This is a genomic window from Pseudomonas sp. AC247 (assembly GCF_979258015.1).
On sequence record NZ_OZ409829.1, the window covers coordinates 6,244,788 to 6,263,491 of the forward strand.

At 61.3% G+C, this 18,704-nt stretch carries 20 protein-coding genes; 8 read left to right on the forward strand and 12 right to left on the reverse strand.

Going from position 1 to position 18,704, the window contains the following annotated elements:
* Window positions 1–327 precede the first annotated feature (327 nt).
* Window positions 328–867, reverse strand: a complete 540-nt coding sequence (locus ACZZ0B_RS28295; RefSeq protein WP_158833570.1) for a type 1 glutamine amidotransferase domain-containing protein — start codon at window positions 865–867, stop codon at window positions 328–330.
* A gap of 227 nt (window positions 868–1,094) precedes the next feature.
* Here ACZZ0B_RS28295 and ACZZ0B_RS28300 point away from each other — a divergent pair, with 227 nt between their 5' ends.
* From ACZZ0B_RS28300 to ACZZ0B_RS28310, 3 genes are all read left to right on the forward strand, one after another.
* Window positions 1,095–1,907: an HDOD domain-containing protein gene (locus ACZZ0B_RS28300; RefSeq protein WP_178116960.1), complete on the forward strand. Its 813-nt coding sequence runs from the start codon at window positions 1,095–1,097 to the stop codon at window positions 1,905–1,907.
* Between the two features lie 12 nt (window positions 1,908–1,919).
* On the forward strand, window positions 1,920–2,732 hold the full coding sequence (gene mutM, locus ACZZ0B_RS28305) for a bifunctional DNA-formamidopyrimidine glycosylase/DNA-(apurinic or apyrimidinic site) lyase (protein WP_008088409.1): 813 nt from the start codon (window positions 1,920–1,922) through the stop codon (window positions 2,730–2,732).
* Window positions 2,733–2,801: 69 nt separating this feature from the next.
* Window positions 2,802–3,125 carry a hypothetical protein gene (locus ACZZ0B_RS28310; RefSeq protein ID WP_008088407.1) on the forward strand — a complete coding sequence of 108 codons (324 nt, stop codon included), beginning with the start codon at window positions 2,802–2,804 and terminating at the stop codon, window positions 3,123–3,125.
* A gap of 87 nt (window positions 3,126–3,212) precedes the next feature.
* Here ACZZ0B_RS28310 and ACZZ0B_RS28315 read toward each other — a convergent pair whose 3' ends face one another.
* The 5 genes from ACZZ0B_RS28315 to ACZZ0B_RS28335 all read right to left on the reverse strand — a co-directional run bounded on the left by ACZZ0B_RS28315 (window position 3,213) and on the right by ACZZ0B_RS28335 (window position 7,924).
* A complete protein-coding gene (locus tag ACZZ0B_RS28315; protein ID WP_003213796.1) occupies window positions 3,213–3,464 on the reverse strand; it encodes a YfhL family 4Fe-4S dicluster ferredoxin in 252 nt (83 codons plus the stop codon).
* Between the two features lie 145 nt (window positions 3,465–3,609).
* Window positions 3,610–4,089, reverse strand: a complete 480-nt coding sequence (coaD, locus tag ACZZ0B_RS28320; protein WP_008088403.1) for a pantetheine-phosphate adenylyltransferase — start codon at window positions 4,087–4,089, stop codon at window positions 3,610–3,612.
* A 115-nt stretch (window positions 4,090–4,204) separates the two neighbouring features.
* A complete protein-coding gene (locus ACZZ0B_RS28325) occupies window positions 4,205–5,800 on the reverse strand; it encodes a GMC family oxidoreductase (protein WP_463546765.1) in 1,596 nt (531 codons plus the stop codon).
* Between the two features lie 119 nt (window positions 5,801–5,919).
* A complete protein-coding gene (locus tag ACZZ0B_RS28330; RefSeq protein ID WP_463546766.1) occupies window positions 5,920–6,465 on the reverse strand; it encodes a twin-arginine translocation pathway signal protein in 546 nt (181 codons plus the stop codon).
* Window positions 6,466–6,493: 28 nt separating this feature from the next.
* Entirely contained in the window at window positions 6,494–7,924 is a 1,431-nt protein-coding gene (locus ACZZ0B_RS28335; protein ID WP_463546767.1) for a coniferyl aldehyde dehydrogenase, read from the reverse strand.
* A gap of 146 nt (window positions 7,925–8,070) precedes the next feature.
* Here ACZZ0B_RS28335 and ACZZ0B_RS28340 point away from each other — a divergent pair, with 146 nt between their 5' ends.
* Entirely contained in the window at window positions 8,071–8,742 is a 672-nt protein-coding gene (locus ACZZ0B_RS28340) for a TetR/AcrR family transcriptional regulator (protein ID WP_008088393.1), read from the forward strand.
* A 32-nt stretch (window positions 8,743–8,774) separates the two neighbouring features.
* Complete coding sequence (locus ACZZ0B_RS28345) at window positions 8,775–9,629, forward strand: sulfurtransferase (protein ID WP_463546768.1); 855 nt, start codon at window positions 8,775–8,777, stop codon at window positions 9,627–9,629.
* Window positions 9,630–9,729: 100 nt separating this feature from the next.
* Here ACZZ0B_RS28345 and ACZZ0B_RS28350 read toward each other — a convergent pair whose 3' ends face one another.
* From ACZZ0B_RS28350 to ACZZ0B_RS28375, 6 genes are all read right to left on the reverse strand, one after another.
* Window positions 9,730–10,581 carry an AraC family ligand binding domain-containing protein gene (locus ACZZ0B_RS28350; RefSeq protein ID WP_463546769.1) on the reverse strand — a complete coding sequence of 284 codons (852 nt, stop codon included), beginning with the start codon at window positions 10,579–10,581 and terminating at the stop codon, window positions 9,730–9,732.
* Window positions 10,578–11,573: a hydrolase gene (locus ACZZ0B_RS28355; RefSeq protein ID WP_463546770.1), complete on the reverse strand. Its 996-nt coding sequence runs from the start codon at window positions 11,571–11,573 to the stop codon at window positions 10,578–10,580. The genes ACZZ0B_RS28350 and ACZZ0B_RS28355 overlap by 4 nt, the downstream gene beginning before the upstream one ends.
* 63 nt (window positions 11,574–11,636) lie before the next feature.
* A complete protein-coding gene (rsmD, locus tag ACZZ0B_RS28360; protein WP_463546771.1) occupies window positions 11,637–12,251 on the reverse strand; it encodes a 16S rRNA (guanine(966)-N(2))-methyltransferase RsmD in 615 nt (204 codons plus the stop codon).
* On the reverse strand, window positions 12,251–13,741 hold the full coding sequence (locus ACZZ0B_RS28365) for a M16 family metallopeptidase (protein ID WP_463546772.1): 1,491 nt from the start codon (window positions 13,739–13,741) through the stop codon (window positions 12,251–12,253). The genes rsmD and ACZZ0B_RS28365 overlap by 1 nt, the downstream gene beginning before the upstream one ends.
* Entirely contained in the window at window positions 13,734–15,089 is a 1,356-nt protein-coding gene (locus ACZZ0B_RS28370; RefSeq protein WP_463546773.1) for a M16 family metallopeptidase, read from the reverse strand. Before ACZZ0B_RS28370 ends, ACZZ0B_RS28365 begins: the two co-directional genes overlap by 8 nt.
* A gap of 152 nt (window positions 15,090–15,241) precedes the next feature.
* A complete protein-coding gene (locus ACZZ0B_RS28375) occupies window positions 15,242–15,436 on the reverse strand; it encodes a hypothetical protein (RefSeq protein ID WP_025112092.1) in 195 nt (64 codons plus the stop codon).
* Here ACZZ0B_RS28375 and ftsY point away from each other — a divergent pair.
* Genes ftsY through ftsX form a run of 3 tightly spaced genes read left to right on the forward strand, consistent with a single transcriptional unit; the run spans window position 15,435 to window position 18,660 of the window.
* A complete protein-coding gene (ftsY, locus tag ACZZ0B_RS28380; protein ID WP_463546774.1) occupies window positions 15,435–16,970 on the forward strand; it encodes a signal recognition particle-docking protein FtsY in 1,536 nt (511 codons plus the stop codon). The genes ACZZ0B_RS28375 and ftsY overlap by 2 nt on opposite strands.
* Window positions 16,967–17,638: a cell division ATP-binding protein FtsE gene (gene ftsE / locus ACZZ0B_RS28385; protein ID WP_008065082.1), complete on the forward strand. Its 672-nt coding sequence runs from the start codon at window positions 16,967–16,969 to the stop codon at window positions 17,636–17,638. Before ftsY ends, ftsE begins: the two co-directional genes overlap by 4 nt.
* Window positions 17,635–18,660, forward strand: a complete 1,026-nt coding sequence (gene ftsX, locus ACZZ0B_RS28390; RefSeq protein ID WP_158833538.1) for a permease-like cell division protein FtsX — start codon at window positions 17,635–17,637, stop codon at window positions 18,658–18,660. Before ftsE ends, ftsX begins: the two co-directional genes overlap by 4 nt.
* Window positions 18,661–18,704 lie beyond the last annotated feature (44 nt).

Below are 18,704 nucleotides of genomic sequence, written 5' to 3' on the forward strand. Positions count from 1 at the left end.
GCGTCAGGCCGGCTGATTGGCCGGCAAATGGACATGTGGTGCGTTCCCAATGTGGGGGGATTTGCCTGTGGCCAGGGGACTTATCTGTGGCTAGGGGATTTACCTGTGGCTAGAGGATTTATCTGTGGCGAGGGGATTTATCCCCGTTGGACGGCGCAGCCGTCCCAAGGCCATCTGACACGGTATGTCTGATACACCGCGCTGTCAGGTTTTGCGACTGCTGCGCAGCCGAACGGGGATAAATCCCCTCGCCACAATAGATCAGTGTGAAAGGAGAAAAGCATTCCCATGTGGGAGTGGGCTTGCTCGCGAAGACTGCCTTGAAAGCTAGGCAGACAGTGTATCGATCAACTCTTTGCTGAACGCCGGAATATCATCCGGCTGCCGGCTGCTGATCAGGTTGCCGTCCTTGACCACTTCTTTGTCCACCCAGTGCGCGCCAGCGTTCACCAGATCATCCTTGACGGTTTTATAGCTGGTCATGGTTTTGCCATTGACCAGCCCGGCGGAAATCAACAGCCAGCTGCCATGACAGATCACCGCGATCGGTTTGCCGGCCGAGGCGCCGGTCTTGACCAGATGCTGGGCATCCTGATCGATACGAATAGTGTCGGAGTTCTGCACGCCGCCCGGCAGCACCACGGCGTCGTACTGCTCGATACTCGCCGCCTGGAACGTCTGGTCGACGGTGAAGTCGTCCGCCGGTTTGTCGTGATTCCAGCCTTTGACCTTGCCGGCCTCGGCCGAAAGGATGTCGACCTGCGCGCCAGCCTGCTCCAGCGCCTGCTTGGGACCTGTCAATTCAACCTGTTCGAAACCATCGGTTACCAAAAAAGCGACGCGCTTGCCGTTGAGGGAGGTGGCCATCGATAAGCTCCTGAGTCTGTGGGGATTTGTTGCCGCACCGGACAGAAATTGTCCGTCGGGCCTTACGAAATCCGAAGCCTGAGCTTGAATGAAAGTTCCTCCGATGTGCCCATTGGTGTGTCCCCGTCCAGTTTCAGCGGTTAGAATCGCCGCCTGTCCCAGAGTGTGTACTTATGTCCCAAGAGCTGACCACCGAACAGATTCAACAATCGCTGCAAGGCATCAGTGTGCCCGCGCAACCGCAGATCATGGTGGATCTGCAAATGGAGCAGTACATGCCCGACCCGGACCTGGAGGTGATCGCCAAGCTGATCGCCCAAGACCCTGGCCTGTCCGGCTCGCTGCTGAAAATCGTCAACTCGCCGTATTACGGCTTGAGCAACAAGATCACCTCGATCCAGCGTGCGGTGAACCTGTTAGGCAGCCGTTCGATCATCAACTTGATCAATGCGCAGTCGATCAAGGGCGAGATGAACGATGACACCATCGTCACCCTCAACCGTTTCTGGGACACCGCCCAGGATGTGGCGATGACGTGCCTGACCCTGGCCAAACGCGTCGGCACCCAGGCCGGTGACGAGGCCTACGCCTTGGGCCTGTTCCACGATTGCGGCGTGCCGCTGATGTTGCAGCGCTTCCCCAATTACATGACGGTGCTGGAAAAGGCTTACGCCAACGCCAGCCCGGAATGCCGCGTGGTCGACACCGAGAACAGCGAGTTCAACACCAACCATGCCGTGGTCGGTTACTACACCGCCAAGTCGTGGCGCCTGCCGGAACACGTCAGCGCCGCCATCGCCAATCACCACAATGCCTTGGCGATTTTCAGCGATGAATCGTCGCGCAACAGCCAGCTGAAAAACCTGCTGGCGATCCTGAAGATGGCCGAGCACATTTGCGCCTCGTATCGCGTGCTGGGCAATCAGACCGAAGATTTCGAATGGAACGCGGTCGGGCCGCTGGTACTCGATTACGTAGGGCTGTCGGATTACGACTTCGAAACGCTCAAACAAACGATCCGCGACCTCGGCGCGCATTGATTCGAGAACACCATGCCTGAATTGCCGGAAGTCGAAACCACCCGCCGCGGTATTGCCCCGCATCTGGAAGGCCAACGCGTCAGTCGGGTGATCGTGCGTGATCGGCGCCTGCGCTGGCCGATCCCGGAAGACCTCGATGTGCGCCTGTCGGGGCAGCGTATCGTGCTGGTCGAACGGCGGGCCAAGTATCTGCTGATCAACGCCGAAGTCGGCACGTTGATCAGCCATTTGGGCATGTCCGGGAATTTGCGTCTGGTCGAAGTCGGCCTGCCGGCGTTGAAGCATGAGCATGTCGATATCGAGCTGGAATCGGGGCTGGCGCTGCGCTACACCGATCCGCGCCGGTTCGGTGCGATGCTCTGGAGTAACGATCCGCTCAATCATGAGCTGCTGATTCGTCTCGGGCCGGAGCCGTTGACCGATCTGTTCGACGGCGAGCGGCTGTTCCAGCTGTCGCGCGGGCGGTCGATGGCGGTCAAGCCGTTCATCATGGACAACGCGGTGGTGGTGGGCGTCGGCAATATTTACGCGACCGAAGCGCTGTTCGCTGCCGGGATTGACCCGCGTCGCGAGGCCGGCGGCATTTCCCGCGCGCGTTATCTGAAGTTGGCGATCGAGATCAAACGCATCCTTGCTGCTGCCATCGAGCGCGGCGGCACCACGTTGCGTGACTTCATCGGCGGCGACGGCCAGCCAGGCTATTTCCAGCAGGAGCTGTATGTTTATGGCCGTGGAAACGAACACTGCAAGGTCTGTGGCACCGGTTTGCGTGAGGTGAAACTGGGCCAGCGCGCCAGTGTGTTCTGCCCGCGCTGTCAGAGCTGAGGCAAACGGCTGAAACAGTCCTACGGTCTATAGTGAGTTGTCTCACTGTTCAGCCCGAAGGATCGTGCCATGAAATCCTTGCAAGTCCTGTTTGTCACCCTGCTGCTGTGTACCAGTCTGGCCGTTCAGGCCACGCAGAGCGGCAGCGGTGATCCGCGCTACACCATCCAGAATCCCCCGGCCTACGCGATGATCGGCGACTTGCTGATTGCCCGACCTTTATTGGTGGTGGCGACAGTGATTGGTGCGGGGGTGTTTGTCGTGTCGCTGCCGTTTACCGCACTGGGTGGCGGGGTGGGCGATGCGGGGCAGGCGTTGGTGGTGGATCCGGCTAGGGCAGCTTTTGTGCGGTGCCTGGGGTGTACGGGAGAGGGGTTTGAGCAGCGCGAGTGAAGGGCAAGATCAAAAGATCGCAGCCTGCGGCAGCTCCTACATGAGATCTGTGTAGGAGCTGCCGCAGGCTGCGATCTTTTGAGCGATTCAGGCCTTGCCGGTGATCAGGCGGTACTTTTCCATCAACTGCTCTTCAGTCTCCGGATGCGCCTCGTCCAGCGGTATGCAATCCACCGGGCAAACCTGTTGGCACTGCGGTTCGTCGTAGTGGCCGACACACTGGGTGCACAGGTTCGGGTCGATCACGTAGATCTCTTCGCCTTGGGAGATGGCGGCGTTCGGGCACTCGGGTTCGCAGACGTCGCAGTTGATGCAATCGTCGGTGATGATCAGGGACATGCTAACTCCAGCCGGGGCGGCAGGCCCGGGCGCTATAAATCAATGCGCGCAATTGTGCCGCATTGGCGAGCGCAGTGCACGCGGGTGCGATCAAGGGCACTGATAGCTGCGATCAAAAAACAAAGATCGCAGCCTGCGGCAGCGCCTACTTTTTGAAGCGTAGGGTCAGGGCGTCGGCCACGGCGGGGTGGACGAACTTGCTGATATCGCCGCCCAGCGCGGCAATTTCCCGCACCAGCGTCGACGAAATGAACGAATAACGCTCGGACGGGGTGAGAAACAGGCTCTCGACATCCGGCGCCAACTGGCGATTCATGTTGGCCAGCTGAAATTCGTATTCGAAGTCCGACACCGCACGCAAACCACGCAGGAACACGTTGGCGTTCTGCTCTTTGGCGAAATGCGCAAGCAGCGTCGAGAAACCGACCACTTCCACGTTCGGCAGGTGGCTGGTGACCTCGCGAGCCAGTTCAACCCGTTGTTCCAGCGGGAACAGCGGATTTTTCTTCGGGCTGGCAGCGACCGCAATAATCACGTGATCGAACAGGCGCGAGGCGCGTTCGACCAGATCGCCATGGCCCTTGGTAATAGGGTCGAAGGTACCTGGGTACAACACTCGGTTCATCGCGTCGTCCTGGCGGGAGTCCGTTGGGGAGTCGGATGGTATCGCAGCCGTCCCGGTCGGCCAAGTCGCCTGTTGGGTAAGAAAGCACTATAGACGAGGGCAATTATCCGCTTTTTCATGGATTTTTCAGCCGCTCGGCGAGGGCCGTCGCCAGTTGCGCGGTCAGGCCGTACACCGACAGCTGCGGGTTGGCGCCAATGCTGGTGGGGAAGAGCGAGCCATCGTGAATCGACAGATTAGCCAGTTGATGATGACGGCCGAGGCTGTCGGTGACGGCGGTTTTCGGGTCTTCACCCATCGCGCAGCCACCCATGACGTGGGCGCTGCCCAGGCGCGTGCGGTACAGCTCAAGGCTCAGGCCATCGATCAGCGTGCGCGCTTCGGCCAGGCTGTTCACGTAACGGGCGTCGGCGTGCATCGGCATCACCGATTTCGCGCCGCCGGCGAACTGGATTTCCGCCATGACGTGAAAGGCTTTGCGCAAACCTTCCCAAGCGTACGGCGACACCTGGTAGTCGAGCACCGGCGAGCCGTCACCGCGTAATTCCACGGCGCCGCCGCTGCTGTCCGGGTGAAAACCGTCACGCAGCAAGGCGAGCATGGCGTGGGTGTGCGGCAGATCAGCCATGTGCTGCGCGTTCTCCTGGCCGAAACCGCCGAGCAGCGTTGCCGCCAGCGCCGGGTGCAGCGGCGGCACTTCGAGTTTGAACGCCATCGGCCCGGTGGTGCCGTCCTTCCACTGAAAATGGTCGGAGTAGATCGACTGCGGCGCTCCGTAGAACGGATTGACCACCTCATCGAAGCGCGCGGCGGACATGTTCACCGGATGCAGAAATGTACGCTTGCCGACATTCTTGTGTGGATCAGGCGCGTCCGAGCGCAGTAGCAACGCCGGGCTGTTGATGCCGCCGCCAGCCAGCACGTAATGCCGCGCCTTGACGGTGATGGTGCGCCCGGTCGGTTCGACGCAGCGCTCGTCCATCGCCACGCAGTGCAGGCCGGTGACTTTGTCGCCGTTGATCAGCAGTTTGTCGGCGCGGGCCAGATAGAGCAGTTCACCGCCCTTTTCCAATGTCGCGGGAATGGTAGTGACCATCATCGATTGCTTGGCGTTGGTCGGACAGCCCATGCCGCAGTAGCCCAGATTCCAGCAGCCGCGCACGTTGCGCGGGATCACGTGCCAGCTGTAGCCGAGTTGCTCGCAGCCTTTGCGGATCACGTCGTTGTTGGCGTTGGGCGGCACCAGCCACGGCGCGACGCCGAGGCGCTGTTCCATTTTCTCGAACCACGGCGCCATCTCGGCGACGCTGTGGCCCTTGACGTTATGTTCCCGGGCCCAGTGTTCGAGGGTCGGTTCGGGCGTGCGAAAGCTCGATGTCCAGTTGATCAACGTCGTGCCGCCGACCGCGCGACCCTGCAGGATGGTGATCGCGCCGTCCTTGCTCATGCGGCCGATGCCTTCCTGATAAAGGCTGCTGTAGGCCTGATCTTCAAGCATCTTGAAGTCGGAGCTGGTTTTCAGCGGGCCTTCTTCGATCAGCAGGACTTTGTAACCGGCGGCGCTGAGGATTTCCGCGGTGGTGCCGCCACCGGCACCGCTGCCGATGATCGCGACGTCGGCTTCCAGGGTCAGGTCGTCGCTCAGTTGTGCGCCGTTGTAGGTTTTCCAGCCTCGGGCGAGGCCTTCGCGGAACGGGTCGGGTACGGGCATCGGTCGGGTTCTCTTGTTTTTGTTGTTTTGGCGGGCCTCATCGCGAGCAGGCTCACTCCTACATTTGGAATGCAATCCCCTGTAGGAGTGAGCCTGCTCGCGATGGCCGCTACACGGTCTCAAACGGTAGGCGGGCCGGGATAACCGCAATGCGCCCAGGATTCGGCGCGGGTGTACCAAGCCATCATCACCATCTGCTGCAACGAGCTATGCCCCATGCGCAACAGACTCAATGAACTGTTCTCCCAGCGCTCAAGGAAGTTGCGCATCGCCTCGGCACTGGCATTTTCCCAGCTGCCCCAGATCCCGGTGAGCGGCCCGCGCGTCACGGCCATGCCCAGCACATCGAACAGTTGCCGGGTGAGTTTGAGCATTTCCGGCGACAGGTGATCGAGGCTGTAGTCCAGCGACTTGAGCGTGCCGTCGACAGCACCGGGCATTTTCTCGGCGGCCACGGCGCCGTCGAGCATCACTGGAATCAGCGCGCGCAGAAACAGCAGGTCGCCATCGCGCAAGGTGATGAAACCGTTGGCCGCGATGCTGGAGGAACAACCACTGAGGCTGGCGCCAAGGCCGGCGGTGGCGAGGAACGCCGTGGCACCGAGGCTGAATTTCAGCAGGCCACGGCGTGACAGCGCAGGTGTTTCGGTCAGGCTTGGGTGCATTGTTGTTATTACCCGGCGGTGACGAACGTTAGCGAATAAACAGCTTCTGGATCAGTTTCTGAATCGATTTGCCGTACGGCGGGTAGATCAATTTGGCCGCGTTGAAGCGCTGTTTAATCAACACGCCTTTGGCCTTGCTGAACGTCAGGAAACCTTCATGCCCGTGGTAATGACCCATGCCGGATGGGCCGATGCCGCCAAACGGCATATCGTCCTGCGCGACATGCAGCAGCGTGTCGTTCAGGCACACGCCGCCCGAGTGGGTTTCGTGCAGCACGCGGTTTTGTTCGCGTTTGTCGTAGCCGAAGTAGTAAAGAGCCAGAGGTCGCGGGCGCTGATTGATGTAAGCGAATGCCTGCTCCAAGTCCCGATACGGCACGATCGGCAGCAACGGGCCGAAGATTTCGTCCTGCATCACGGTCATTTCGTCGCTGACATTCAACAGCACACTGTGCGGCATGCGCCGGCCCTGGCCCTGTTCGAACAATGGAATCAGCAGCGCGCCCTTGCTGGTGGCATCGCTGACGTAGCCATTGAGTCGCGCCAACTGACGTTCGTTGATGATCGCCGTGTAGTCCGGGTTATCGGCGAGGGTCGGATAGAAGCTCTGCACCGCTTGGCGATAGGCTTCGACGAAGCCGCCGACGCGGTCTTCCGGCACCAATACGTAATCGGGGGCGACGCAGGTCTGCCCGGCATTCAGGGTTTTGCCGAAGGCGATGCGCTCGGCAGCATCCTTCAGTGGCACGTCGTGGGAGACGATGGCCGGCGACTTGCCACCCAGTTCCAGGGTGACAGGCGTGAGGTTCTCGGCAGCCGCGCGCATCACATGCTTGCCGACGCTGGTGGAACCGGTGAACAGCAGATGATCAAAGGGCAGGCGCGAGAACGCGACGCCGACGTCAGCCTCGCCGAGCACTACGCAGACCAGGTCTTCGGGAAACACCCGCGCGAGCAATTCCTTGAGCAACAGCCCGGTGGCCGGGGTCGATTCGCTGAGTTTGAGCATCACCCGGTTACCCGCCGCGAGTGCGCCGACCAGCGGGCCGATGGCCAGGTACAACGGGTAATTCCACGGGACGATCACGCCAATGACGCCCAACGGCTGGTAAATGACCTTCGCCGCAGCAGGCTGGAACGCCATGCCGACGTGGCGCCGCGATGGTTTCATCCAGCCCCTGAGTCGGCGACTGGCGTAATGAATGCCGTGCAGGCTCGGCATCAGTTCGGCGAGCAGGGTTTCGTCGGCGCTGCGATGGCTGAAATCCGCGCTGATGGCGTCGATCAAGGCCTGGCGCTCGCTGCTCAGCAGATCGCGCAATGCCTTCAACCATTGCTGGCGCTGGGCCGCAGGTGGCATCGGGTTGGCGGCGTACGCAGCGCGTTGCCCGGCAAACAAACGGTTGAGCTCTTCGAGAGGCTGTTGCAGCGTTTGCAGGTAGGCAATATCGGCAGTCATCGTAGGCTCCGGATTTATTGTAGTGATGAACTTTTTAGAGTCTATGCTCTATAAAGTCAAATGACTTCCGTGTGCAGCTTTGTTTTATCCATTTCCGGATAGGTCGTAAGATGCCCCTCACCGCACTCTGAATTAAAGCTCAAGCCATGGCCCCACGAATAAAAACCAGCGAGCGCATCGTGCAGAACAGCCTTGAGCTGTTCAATCAACAGGGCGAGCGCAGCATCAGCACCAACCATATTGCCGCGCACATGGAGATTTCTCCGGGCAACCTGTACTACCACTTCCCCAACAAGCAGGCGATCATCGCCGTGTTGTTCAGTGAGTACGAAGCCTTGGTCGACAGCTTTCTGCGCCCGCCGCAGGGGCGTGGCGCGACGGTGGAAGACAAGCGTTTCTATCTCAAGGAGCTGCTCTCGGCGATGTGGCGTTACCGTTTCCTGCATCGCGATCTTGAGCATCTGCTCGACAGCGATGCGGAACTGGCCGCCCGGTATCGGCGCTTCTCGCAGCGTTGCGTGATCCAGGGCGCGGCGATCTACGAAGGGTTCGTCGCCGCCGGGATCCTCAAGATGGACCGCGTGCAGATCGAATCGCTGACGCTCAACGCCTGGATCATCCTGACGTCGTGGGTACGCTTTCTGTGCACCACCCGCGAAAACTCCAACCACCTCAGCGAGCAGGCCGTTAAACGCGGCGTGTATCAGGTGCTGGTGCTCGAAGCCGGGTTTGTCACCGATGAAGCGCGCGATCAGGTCAATGCGCTGTTCGACGAGTTCTACGTGCCGCTGGCCCAGGCCCTCGAAGACGTGAAATAAACCGTTCTGTTGAAATCCCTCAGGAGCCCGTTATGCCGATTGCGCAGTTGATCAGCCCGCAAGCACTGGATGCCCGCAAGGAACAGCCCGGGTTGGTGATTCTCGATTGTCGTTTTGCCCTCGAAGATCCGGATTACGGCCAGCGCAGCTATGCCGAAGGGCACATTGCCGGGGCGAGCTTTGCGGACCTTGAGCGCGACCTCAGCGGTAAAGTGGTCAAGGGCATCACCGGTCGTCATCCGCTGCCCGAACCGGCAGAGCTGATCGAGCGCCTGCAAGCGTGGGGCGTAAACAGTGACAGCGATGTGGTTTTGTATGACGACGGCCCCGGTGCTTATGCGGCGCGGGCGTGGTGGTTGCTGGCGTGGCTGGGCAAGCGCGAGGGCGTGTTCATTCTTGATGGCGGGCTCAAGGCCTGGCATGCGGCGGGTTTGCCGTTGAGTCTGGATGCGCCGGAGGTCAGCCGTGGCGATTTCAATGGTCAGCCAGATGAAGCTTTGGTACTCAGCGCCGAGCAATTGCAACAGCGCCTGGGCCAGCCGACGCTGACGCTGATCGACGCCCGCGCCTTGCCGCGCTTCAAGGGTGAAGTGGAACCGATCGACCCGGTGGCCGGGCACATTCCCGGTGCGCAGTGCGCGGCGTTCACCGACAACCTTGGCAGCGACGGGCGATTCCTCCCGGCCGATCAGCTCAAGCAGCGCTTTGCGGCGCAACTGGGTGAGCGTTCGCCGTCGGAACTGGTCGCCTATTGCGGCTCCGGGGTGACGGCGTGTCACAACCTGTTTGCGCTGTGCCTGGCGGGTTATCCGTTGGGTTCGTTGTATGCCGGGTCGTGGAGTGAGTGGATCAACGAGCCAGCGCGCGGAATCGCCACCGGCGAGTAATCAAACGCGAATCTTTTGTAGGAGTGAGCCTGCTCGCGATAGCGGTGTGTCAGTGACGATTACCTGAGCTGACACACCGCTATCGCGAGCAGGCTCACTCCTACAGGGGGAAATCGGTGTCTGGGGGAATTTGTCGGGCACTGCGATACGCGGCGGGTCCGACGCCATAAGCCTGCTTGAACTGTCGGCTCAAGTGGCTCTGATCGGCAAACCCCAACTGTGTCGCGACTTCCAGCGGCAAGCAGCCACTCTGTAACAAGGCCCGCGCCTGAGCGATGCGCTGCTGCATCAGCCAGGTGTGCGGCGGCATGCCGGTCGCGCGGCGGAACACCCGGGCGAAGTGGAACGGCGACAGATTGACCGCCGCCGCCAGCTCTTCCAGCGACGGCGGCGCAGCCAGATGCGTGTGCAGCAGATCCTTGGCGATCAGCACTGCGCGGTGCTCCTTGCCGGGGTTGCCGACTTCTCGCACCGCCGCGTGGCGCTGCAACAGCAGCAACATCATCTCGCGCCACACCGTTTGCTGTTGCAGCGCGGTGGCCGGGCTTTCGAGCAAGCGATGCAATTGTGCAAACCCGCTGACCAGGTCCGGATCGCGATACAGCGTGGCGCCGAAGGCCGGCAGACTGGTCGTCGACAGTTCCAGCTCATCGAGCAGCGAAACAATCTTGCTGGTCTCCGGATAGAACGCCCGATACAGCCAGCCGTCTTCGGTGCCTTTGTGGCCTGTGTGCAGTTCATCCGGGTTGATCAACACCAGCGTGCCGCTGCCGGCCAGATGCTCGGCGCCGCGATAACGGTAGCGCTGAGCGCCGGCCATGATCATGCCGATCACAAAACCGTCGTGTACGTGCGGGGCGAAGCGATGATCGATGTAGCGTGCCGACAACAGTTCGACGCCGGCCAGTGGCGCGGTTTGCCAGAAATGGATCGACTCGCCGTGCTCGCTCATGCGGGCACGCTGGCCAGCCATCGCGGGATGCGGCGTTCGAGGTAATAACCGGGCTGACGCAGCGAGCCATCGACGAACCCGACGTGGCCGCCGCGTGGTTGCAGCTCAAACGCGGTCGAGGCTGACAGCTCATCAGCCTCGGGCAAACTGTGCGGGAACACGAATGGATCGTCTGCCGCCTGAATAATCAGGGTCGGTGTGCGAATCTCACCGAGAAAATAGCGGCTCGACGCCCGCCGGTAGTAATCCTCGGCATTCTCGAAACCGTGCAACGGCGCGGTCACCCGGCCATCGAAATCCCAGAACGTGCGCATGTTCTCCAGCGAACCGAGCGCTGCCAAAGCCGCCAGTCCATCCTCGCGCCCATCGTGCTGAAACTGCCGTTGCTTGTTCTTGATGTAGGCGACCATCTCGCGCATGAAGTGCGCCTGATAGACCTTGGAAAAGCCCTGGCCGATACGGTCGGCGCATTGATCGAGGCGGAACGGCACCGACACTGCCACTGCACCGAGCACGCCGCTGGCGCTACCGGTTTCACCCAGATGCTTGAGCAATACGTTGCCACCCAGCGAATAGCCGACGGCGTACAACGGCGCCAACGGGCGTTTCGCGCGCAGGTGTTTGATGGTTTCGGCGAGGTCTTCGCTGGCGCCGGAGTGGTAGCTGCGTGGCAGCAGATTCGGTTCGCCCGAGCAACCGCGCCAGTTCAGCGCAACGCTGGCCCAGCCCTGATCGGCCAAGGCTTTTTGCACGCCGGCGACATAAGGCGAATTGGAAGAACCGGTCAGGCCATGCAGCACCAGCACCAACGGCGCATCGGCCGTGTGCGGGCCATGCCAGTCGAGGTCGAGAAAGTCGCCATCCTCAAGCCACAGGCGCTCGCGCTCACGCTGGATATGCACGGTTTTGCGCCACAGCGGCCCCCACAAGGTTTGCAGGTGCGGATTGCCGAGGCCGAGGGCGGGGGTGAAGCGTTCTGAAGAGGCGGACACGATGGTTCTCGATGCAGCGCGGCGACCCTGTGGGAAGGGCCGCCGCTTATTCAGACCGGTCGATTAACCGGCGATCTCTGCCGTACGTTGCCACAGCGCGTAGTAAACCCGGCCGGATTTCTGTTCGCGGTGCAGGCGCCAGTTGCCCGGCAGGCCCAGCGTCGATGGCGCCGTTTCACTTTCAGTGTAGATCCACGAGTCGGCGGCCAGCCACTGGCGCTCTTCGAGCAAGGTGCACACGGCGGGCAACAGGTTCTGGTTGAACGGCGGGTCGAGGAACACCAGGTCGTACGCGCTGGCGGTCTGGGTTTCCAGATAACGCAGCGCGTCCGCTGTCTGCACGTGACCGTTGGTGCAGCGCAGGGTGCCGAGGTGTTCTTTGAGGCTGGACACCGCGATGTTGCTCGCGTCCAGCGCCTGGCCCATGGCCGCGCCACGCGACAGTGCTTCGAGGAACAGCGCGCCGCTGCCGGCGAACGGGTCGAGTACCTTGGCCCCTTCAACGTACGGCGCGAGCCAGTTGAACAGGGTTTCACGCACACGGTCCGGCGTCGGGCGCAGGCCCGGTGCGTCGGGGAAGCTCAGCTTGCGGCTGCGCCATTGGCCGCCAATGATGCGCAACTGGTTCACACCGTTGTGAACGTTGTGCGCAGGCTTTTTAGGGGAACGAGTTGCCATTAATGCTCCGGAACCCCGAGCGGTTGCTCGGCAGGTTTATCAGAAGGGGCCGGTAACGGCTTTTGCGGCACGGTCGGGCCAGCAGTGACGATGACCATTTTGTCCGTGCTCAGGTGTTTGTTCAGGGCGTCGCGGACTTGTTCCACGGTCAGGCTTTGCGACTGACGCATGAAGTCGTCCAGATAGCTCAGCGGCAGATTATAGAAGCCCATCGCGCCGAGTTGGCCGACGATATCGGCATTGCTCGCGGTGGACAGCGGGAAGCTGCCGGCGAGTTCACGCTTGGCATCGTCGAGTTCTTTCTGCGTCGGCCCGGTTTTCAGGTAGTCGGCGAGCACATCCTGCACCAGTTTCAGGGTGCCTTCGCTCATTTCCGCGCGGGTCTGCAGGTTGATCATGAACGGGCCGCGCGCCTGCATCGGGCTGAAACCCGAATACACGCCGTAAGTCAGGCCACGCTTCTCGCGCACTTCGCTCATCAGACGTGTACCGAAACCGCCGCCGCCGAGGATCTGGTTGCCCATCGACAGCGCCGCGTAATCCGGATCGTCACGGTCGATGCCCAGTTGCGCGAGCATCAGGTTGGTCTGCTTCGACGGGAATTCGATATGGCCAGTGCTGGCTTTCGGTTCCTGCGGCTGCGCGATCTTCGCCAGCGCCGGGCCTTTCGGCAGGGCTGAGGAAACCTGATTGGCAATCGCCTCGGCCTCAGCGCGAGACAAATCGCCGACCAATGCAATCACCACGTTGCCAGCCGCGTAGGCCTTGGCGTGGAACTCACGCAATTGCGCGAGGGTGATCTTCGGCACGCTTTGCGGATTGCCGTCGCTCGAATGCGCGTACGGGTGATCGCCGTACAGACGCTTCATCAGCTCAAGGCTGGCGAGTTTGCCGGGGTTCTGTTTCTGGTATTCGAAACCGGCGAGCATCTGGTTTTTGATGCGGGCGAAGGAATCGGCCGGGAACGTCGGTTTACCGACCACTTCCGAGAACAGCTTCAGCGCCGGTTCACGTTGCTCAGGCGCACTCAGACTGCGCAGCGAAGCCAGCGCCATGTCCTTGAACGCACCGTTGCCGAAATCCGCACCGAGGCCTTCGAAACCCTGAGCGATGGCGCCGACGTCTTTGCCAGCCACACCTTCGTTGAGCATTGCGTTGGTCAGCACCGCCAGACCCGACGCGCTGCCGTCCTGGCTGCTGCCCGCGGCGAAGATCAGGCGCATGTCGAACATCGGCAGCTCGTGGGCTTCGACGAACAGCACTTTGGCGCCGTCGGCGGTGTTCCAGGTCTGCACGTCGAGTTTGCGGCTGGCCGGGGCTTTGCCGTCGAGCTCGGCCAGCGATTGCAACTTCTGGCTGGTCTTGGCGTTGTCGAGGGCTTCGCTGGCCTTGCTGTCAGCGCTTGGCGACAGATAGAAAGCAGCAGAGCCGATCACCGCCACGGCGATCAGGCCGAGCAGCATCAAACGTGGGGTTTTGCGCTCACTCATGAGTCGTCTCCAGTGGCAGGACGTGGGCGACGCTGAGACGTTCGCGGGTGAAATACAGCTTGGCGGCGTTCTGGATGTCTTGCGGGGTCACGCTTTCCAGATCGGCGAGTTCGGTGTCCATCAGTTTCCACGACAGGCCGACGGTTTCCAGTTGGCCAATCGCCGTGGCCTGGCTGGTGATCGAATCGCGCTCGAAGACCAGGCCGGCAATCACTTGGGCACGCACGCGCTCCAGCTCTTCGGCGGACGGTGCGGTGGTTTTCAGCTGCTCCAGCAGTTTCCACAGGCCGGCCTCGGCTTGCGCTATGGTCTTTTTCTTCTGCGTATTCGGCGTTGCCGAGAGGGTGAACAGGCTGTCGCCACGGGTGTAGGCGTCGTAGTTCGACGAACCGCCGGAAACCAGTTCCTCACCACGTTCCAGTTGCGTCGGGATGCGCCCGCTGTAGCCGCCGTCGAGCAGCGCCGAGATCAGACGCAGGGCGTTGACCGAGCGTTTGTCTTCAGCGGTGGCGATGCTTGGCACGTTGAAGCCGAGCATCAGGCTAGGCAGTTGTGTCTGCACGTGCAGGGTGATCTGGCGTTCGCCCGGCTCGGCCAGTTCCAGCGGTGTTTTCGCCGGTGGCACGTCGCGTTTGGCGATCGGGCCGAAATAGCGCTGGGCCAAGGTTTTCACCACGTCCGGAGTGACGTCGCCGACCACCACCAGCGTGGCGTTGTTCGGCACGTACCAGGATTGGTACCAGTGGCGCAGCTCTTCGACCTTCATGCGATCGAGGTCAGCCATCCAGCCAATGGTTGGCGTGTGATAGCCGCTGGCCGGGTAGGCCATGGCTTTATAGCGTTCGTAAGCCTTGGACATCGGCTTGTCATCGGTGCGCAAGCGGCGCTCCTCCTTGATGACTTCGATTTCCTTGGCGAACTCGTCGGCCGGCAGGCGCAGGTTGGCCATGCGATCGGCTTCCAGTTCAAAGGCTACGCCCAGACGGTCGCGGGCCAGCACCTGGTAATAAGCGGTGAAGTCGTCGCTGGTGAAGGCGTTCTCTTCGGCGCCCAGATCGCGCAGGATCAGCGACGCTTCGCCGGGGCCGACTTTCTCGCTGCCCTTGAACATCATGTGCTCAAGCGCGTGAGACAGACCGGTCTGGCCCGGGGTTTCGTAGCTGGAGCCGACCTTGTACCAGACCTGCGAGACCACCACTGGCGCGCGATGGTCTTCGCGCACGACGACCTTGAGGCCGTTGTCGAGGGTGAATTCGTGGGTCGGTTGCGGGTCGGCCGCCAGGGCCGAAAGGGGCAGGCAGACTGTGCTGAGCAGCAGGCCTGCGGCGCGGCGGGCTAGAGCATTCATTCGTTTTTTAACCTGTTGGGCTGCCCGCTTGGTCTTAGCCTAGGCGGGCGAGGAGGTGCTAGGATACTGATCCGTTTTACTGGCGGCCACGCCTATCAAGCCACTGATCGGTCGATAGGTTGTATGGGTTTCCGGCAGAAGCTTTGAGTTTGTCAGCTAAACTCTGCGTTTTCGCCGACGATGCCGTTCCAGTCCTTCGTATTAATCGACCTTTGAGGTGCCTGTGGCGCCTCGACAAAATGTTGCGCGTGAACAAGCTGGATGAAACACAGTCTGTTCTGCATCGAATATTTATTTGCCGGGGCGCCCTTATGGCGCGTCGCTACCGTGAGATAGCCGTCCTCCATGTTTGGTTCCAACGACGACAAGAAGACCCCAGCTGCGGCTGGCGAGAAGAAAAGCCTGTTCGGATGGCTGCGTAAGAAACCGCAGGAACCCGTCGTCGAACAGCCGCCCGCGATTCCTGAACCCGCTCCCGCGCCGGCTCCGGTAATAGAAGAAGAGCCGGCACCGATCGTTCTGCCGCTTGCCGAACCGGTGTTGCAACCGGTTGAGCCAGAGCCTGAAGCACCTGTCGCGGCCGAACTGCCGCTGACCCCGGCGGCCGAGCCGTGGCTGACCTTGCCGGTGGCGGAAGAGCCGGTGGCATTGGTTGAAGAGGCTGCGCCACACGTTACGCCAGTGATTCCTGCGCCTGCTGCGTTTGTACCTGAAGTGGCGCCGGCGCCAGTGGTTGAGCCGATCATCGAGCCTGCGCCCGTCGTGGCTGAAGCTGTTCCTGAAATTATTGCGCCTGAGCCTGTTGCTCCGGTCGTTGTTGCTCCTGTTGCTCCAGTCGTGCAACAGCCCGAGCCAGCAGCGGCACCGGCTCCCGTAGTTGCAGCTCAAGTCATGCCGGTCGAAGTGGTTGCCGAAACCCCCGTCGAAGCCCCGCGCACCGAAGAAACCAAAGCCGGTTTCTTCGCCCGTCTGAAACAGGGTTTGTCGAAAACCAGCGCCAGCATCGGCGAGGGCATGGCCAGTCTGTTCCTCGGCCGCAAAACCATTGACGACGATCTGCTCGATGACCTCGAAACCCGTCTGCTCACCGCCGACGTTGGTGTCGAAGCCACCACGCAGATCATCCAGCGCCTGACCCAGAAGGTTGCTCGTAAGGAATTGGCCGACGCCGATGCGTTGTACAAATCCCTGCAGGCCGAACTGGCCGCGATGCTCAAACCGGTCGAACAACCGCTGAAAATCGCCTCGCAGAACAAGCCTTTCGTGATTCTGGTGGTTGGCGTCAACGGCGCCGGCAAAACCACCACCATCGGCAAACTGGCGAAGAAGCTGCAACTGGAAGGCAAGAAAGTCATGCTCGCCGCTGGTGACACTTTCCGCGCTGCAGCTGTTGAGCAGTTGCAGGTCTGGGGCGAGCGCAACAAGATCCCGGTGATCGCCCAGCACACCGGCGCCGACTCGGCTTCGGTGATCTTCGACGCCGTGCAGGCCGCCAAGGCCCGTGGTATCGACGTATTGATCGCCGACACCGCCGGTCGTCTGCACACCAAAGACAACCTGATGGAAGAACTGAAAAAGGTTCGCCGGGTCATCGGCAAGCTCGACGCCGACGCGCCGCACGAAGTGCTGCTGGTGCTCGACGCCGGTACTGGCCAGAACGCCATCAACCAGGCCAAGCAATTCAATCAGACCGTCGAACTGACCAGCCTGGCGCTGACCAAGCTCGACGGCACCGCCAAGGGCGGGGTGATTTTCGCACTGGCCAAGCAGTTCGGCCTGCCGATCCGCTACATCGGCGTCGGTGAAGGCATCGACGATTTGCGTACCTTTGAAGCCGAACCCTTTGTCCAGGCACTGTTTGCCGAGCGGGAGCGTTCATGATTCGTTTCGAACAGGTCGGTAAACGCTACCCGAACGGTCACGTCGGCTTGCATGAGCTGAGCTTTCGAGTCCGTCGTGGCGAGTTCTTGTTTGTCACTGGTCACTCCGGTGCCGGTAAATCCACCCTGTTGCGCCTGCTGTTGGCAATGGAACGGCCAACCAGCGGCAAACTGCTGCTGGCCGGGCAAGACCTGAGCACCATCAGCAACGCGCAGATTCCGTTCCTGCGCCGGCAGATCGGCGTGGTGTTCCAGAATCACCAGTTGCTGTTCGATCGCACGGTGTTCAACAACGTCGCGTTGCCGCTGCAGATTCTCGGGCTGTCCAAGGCCGAAATCGCCAAGCGTGTCGATTCGGCGCTGGAGCGTGTGGCGCTGTCGGATAAAACCGATCTGTACCCGGGCGACCTGTCCACCGGTCAGCAACAGCGCGTCGGCATTGCCCGCGCGATCGTGCACCGCCCGGCCTTGCTGCTGGCGGACGAACCGACCGGTAACCTCGACCCGCGTCTGGCGGCGGAAATCATGGGCGTGTTCGAAGACATCAACCGTCTGGGCACCAGCGTGCTGATCGCCAGTCACGACCTGGCCCTGATCGCGCGCATGCGCCACCGCATGTTGACCCTGCAACGTGGCCGCTTGATCGGCGACGGGGAGGCTGGGGAATGAGCGCAACACGTAGCCCCAAGGTTTCCGAGCGGGTGGCCCCGAAAGCCGCCGATCCGCAGCCGCCGAAGAAGAAAAAACACGACGATGACGACGGCCCGGACTTCGCCACGCTGTTCCGCGCCTGGGTTGAAAGCCATCGCGCCAGCCTGCTCGACAGCCTGCGTCGCCTCGGCAAGCAGCCGATCGGCAGCTTCTTCACCTGCATGGTGATGGCGGTGGCGCTGAGCCTGCCGATGGGCTTGTCGCTGCTGCTCAACAACGTCGAACGTCTCGGCGGTTCGTGGCAGCGTGCGGCGCAGATTTCGCTGTATCTGCAACTTGATGCCAGCCCGCAGCAGGGTGAAGCGTTGCGCGAGCAGATCAAAGGCATGCCCGGCGTAGCGGACGCTGAATATGTCGGTCGCGATCAGGCGCTGGAAGAGTTCCAGCAACAGTCCGGGCTGGGCGAAGCCTTGCGCGAACTGCCGGAGAACCCGCTGCCGGGCGTGGTGCTGGTGACGCCGAACGAAGTCGACAAGCCGACGCTGGAAGCATTAAGACAAAAACTTTCCGAGCTGCCGAAGGTACAACAGGCGCAACTTGATCTAGTCTGGGTCGAGCGTCTGGCCGCCATCCTCAAGCTTGGCGATCGTTTTGTCTTTGGTCTGACTGTGCTGCTGGTTTCTGCATTACTTTTGGTGATAGGCAATACCATTCGTCTTCATATTGAAAACCGCCGCACCGAGATAGAAGTGATTAAACTCGTCGGCGGCACTGACAGCTATGTGCGGCGTCCCTTCCTTTATATGGGCGCGTTGTATGGCTTCGGTGCGGGGCTGTTGTCCTGGGGTGTCCTGGCGTTCGGCCTGAACTGGCTGAACGATGCGGTGGTTGGGCTGGCCGGCTTGTACGGCAGTGATTTCGCGCTGGCCGGAGTGCCAGTTGCCGACGGTCTGTCGCTCTTGCTTGGCGCGGTGCTGTTGGGTTATATCGGTGCATGGATTGCAGTCGCACGTCATCTCAGGGAGCTGGCGCCGAAGTAGAATCTTTTTTGCGCGTGATTGGCCTCGCGGTTTTTTGGGAACTT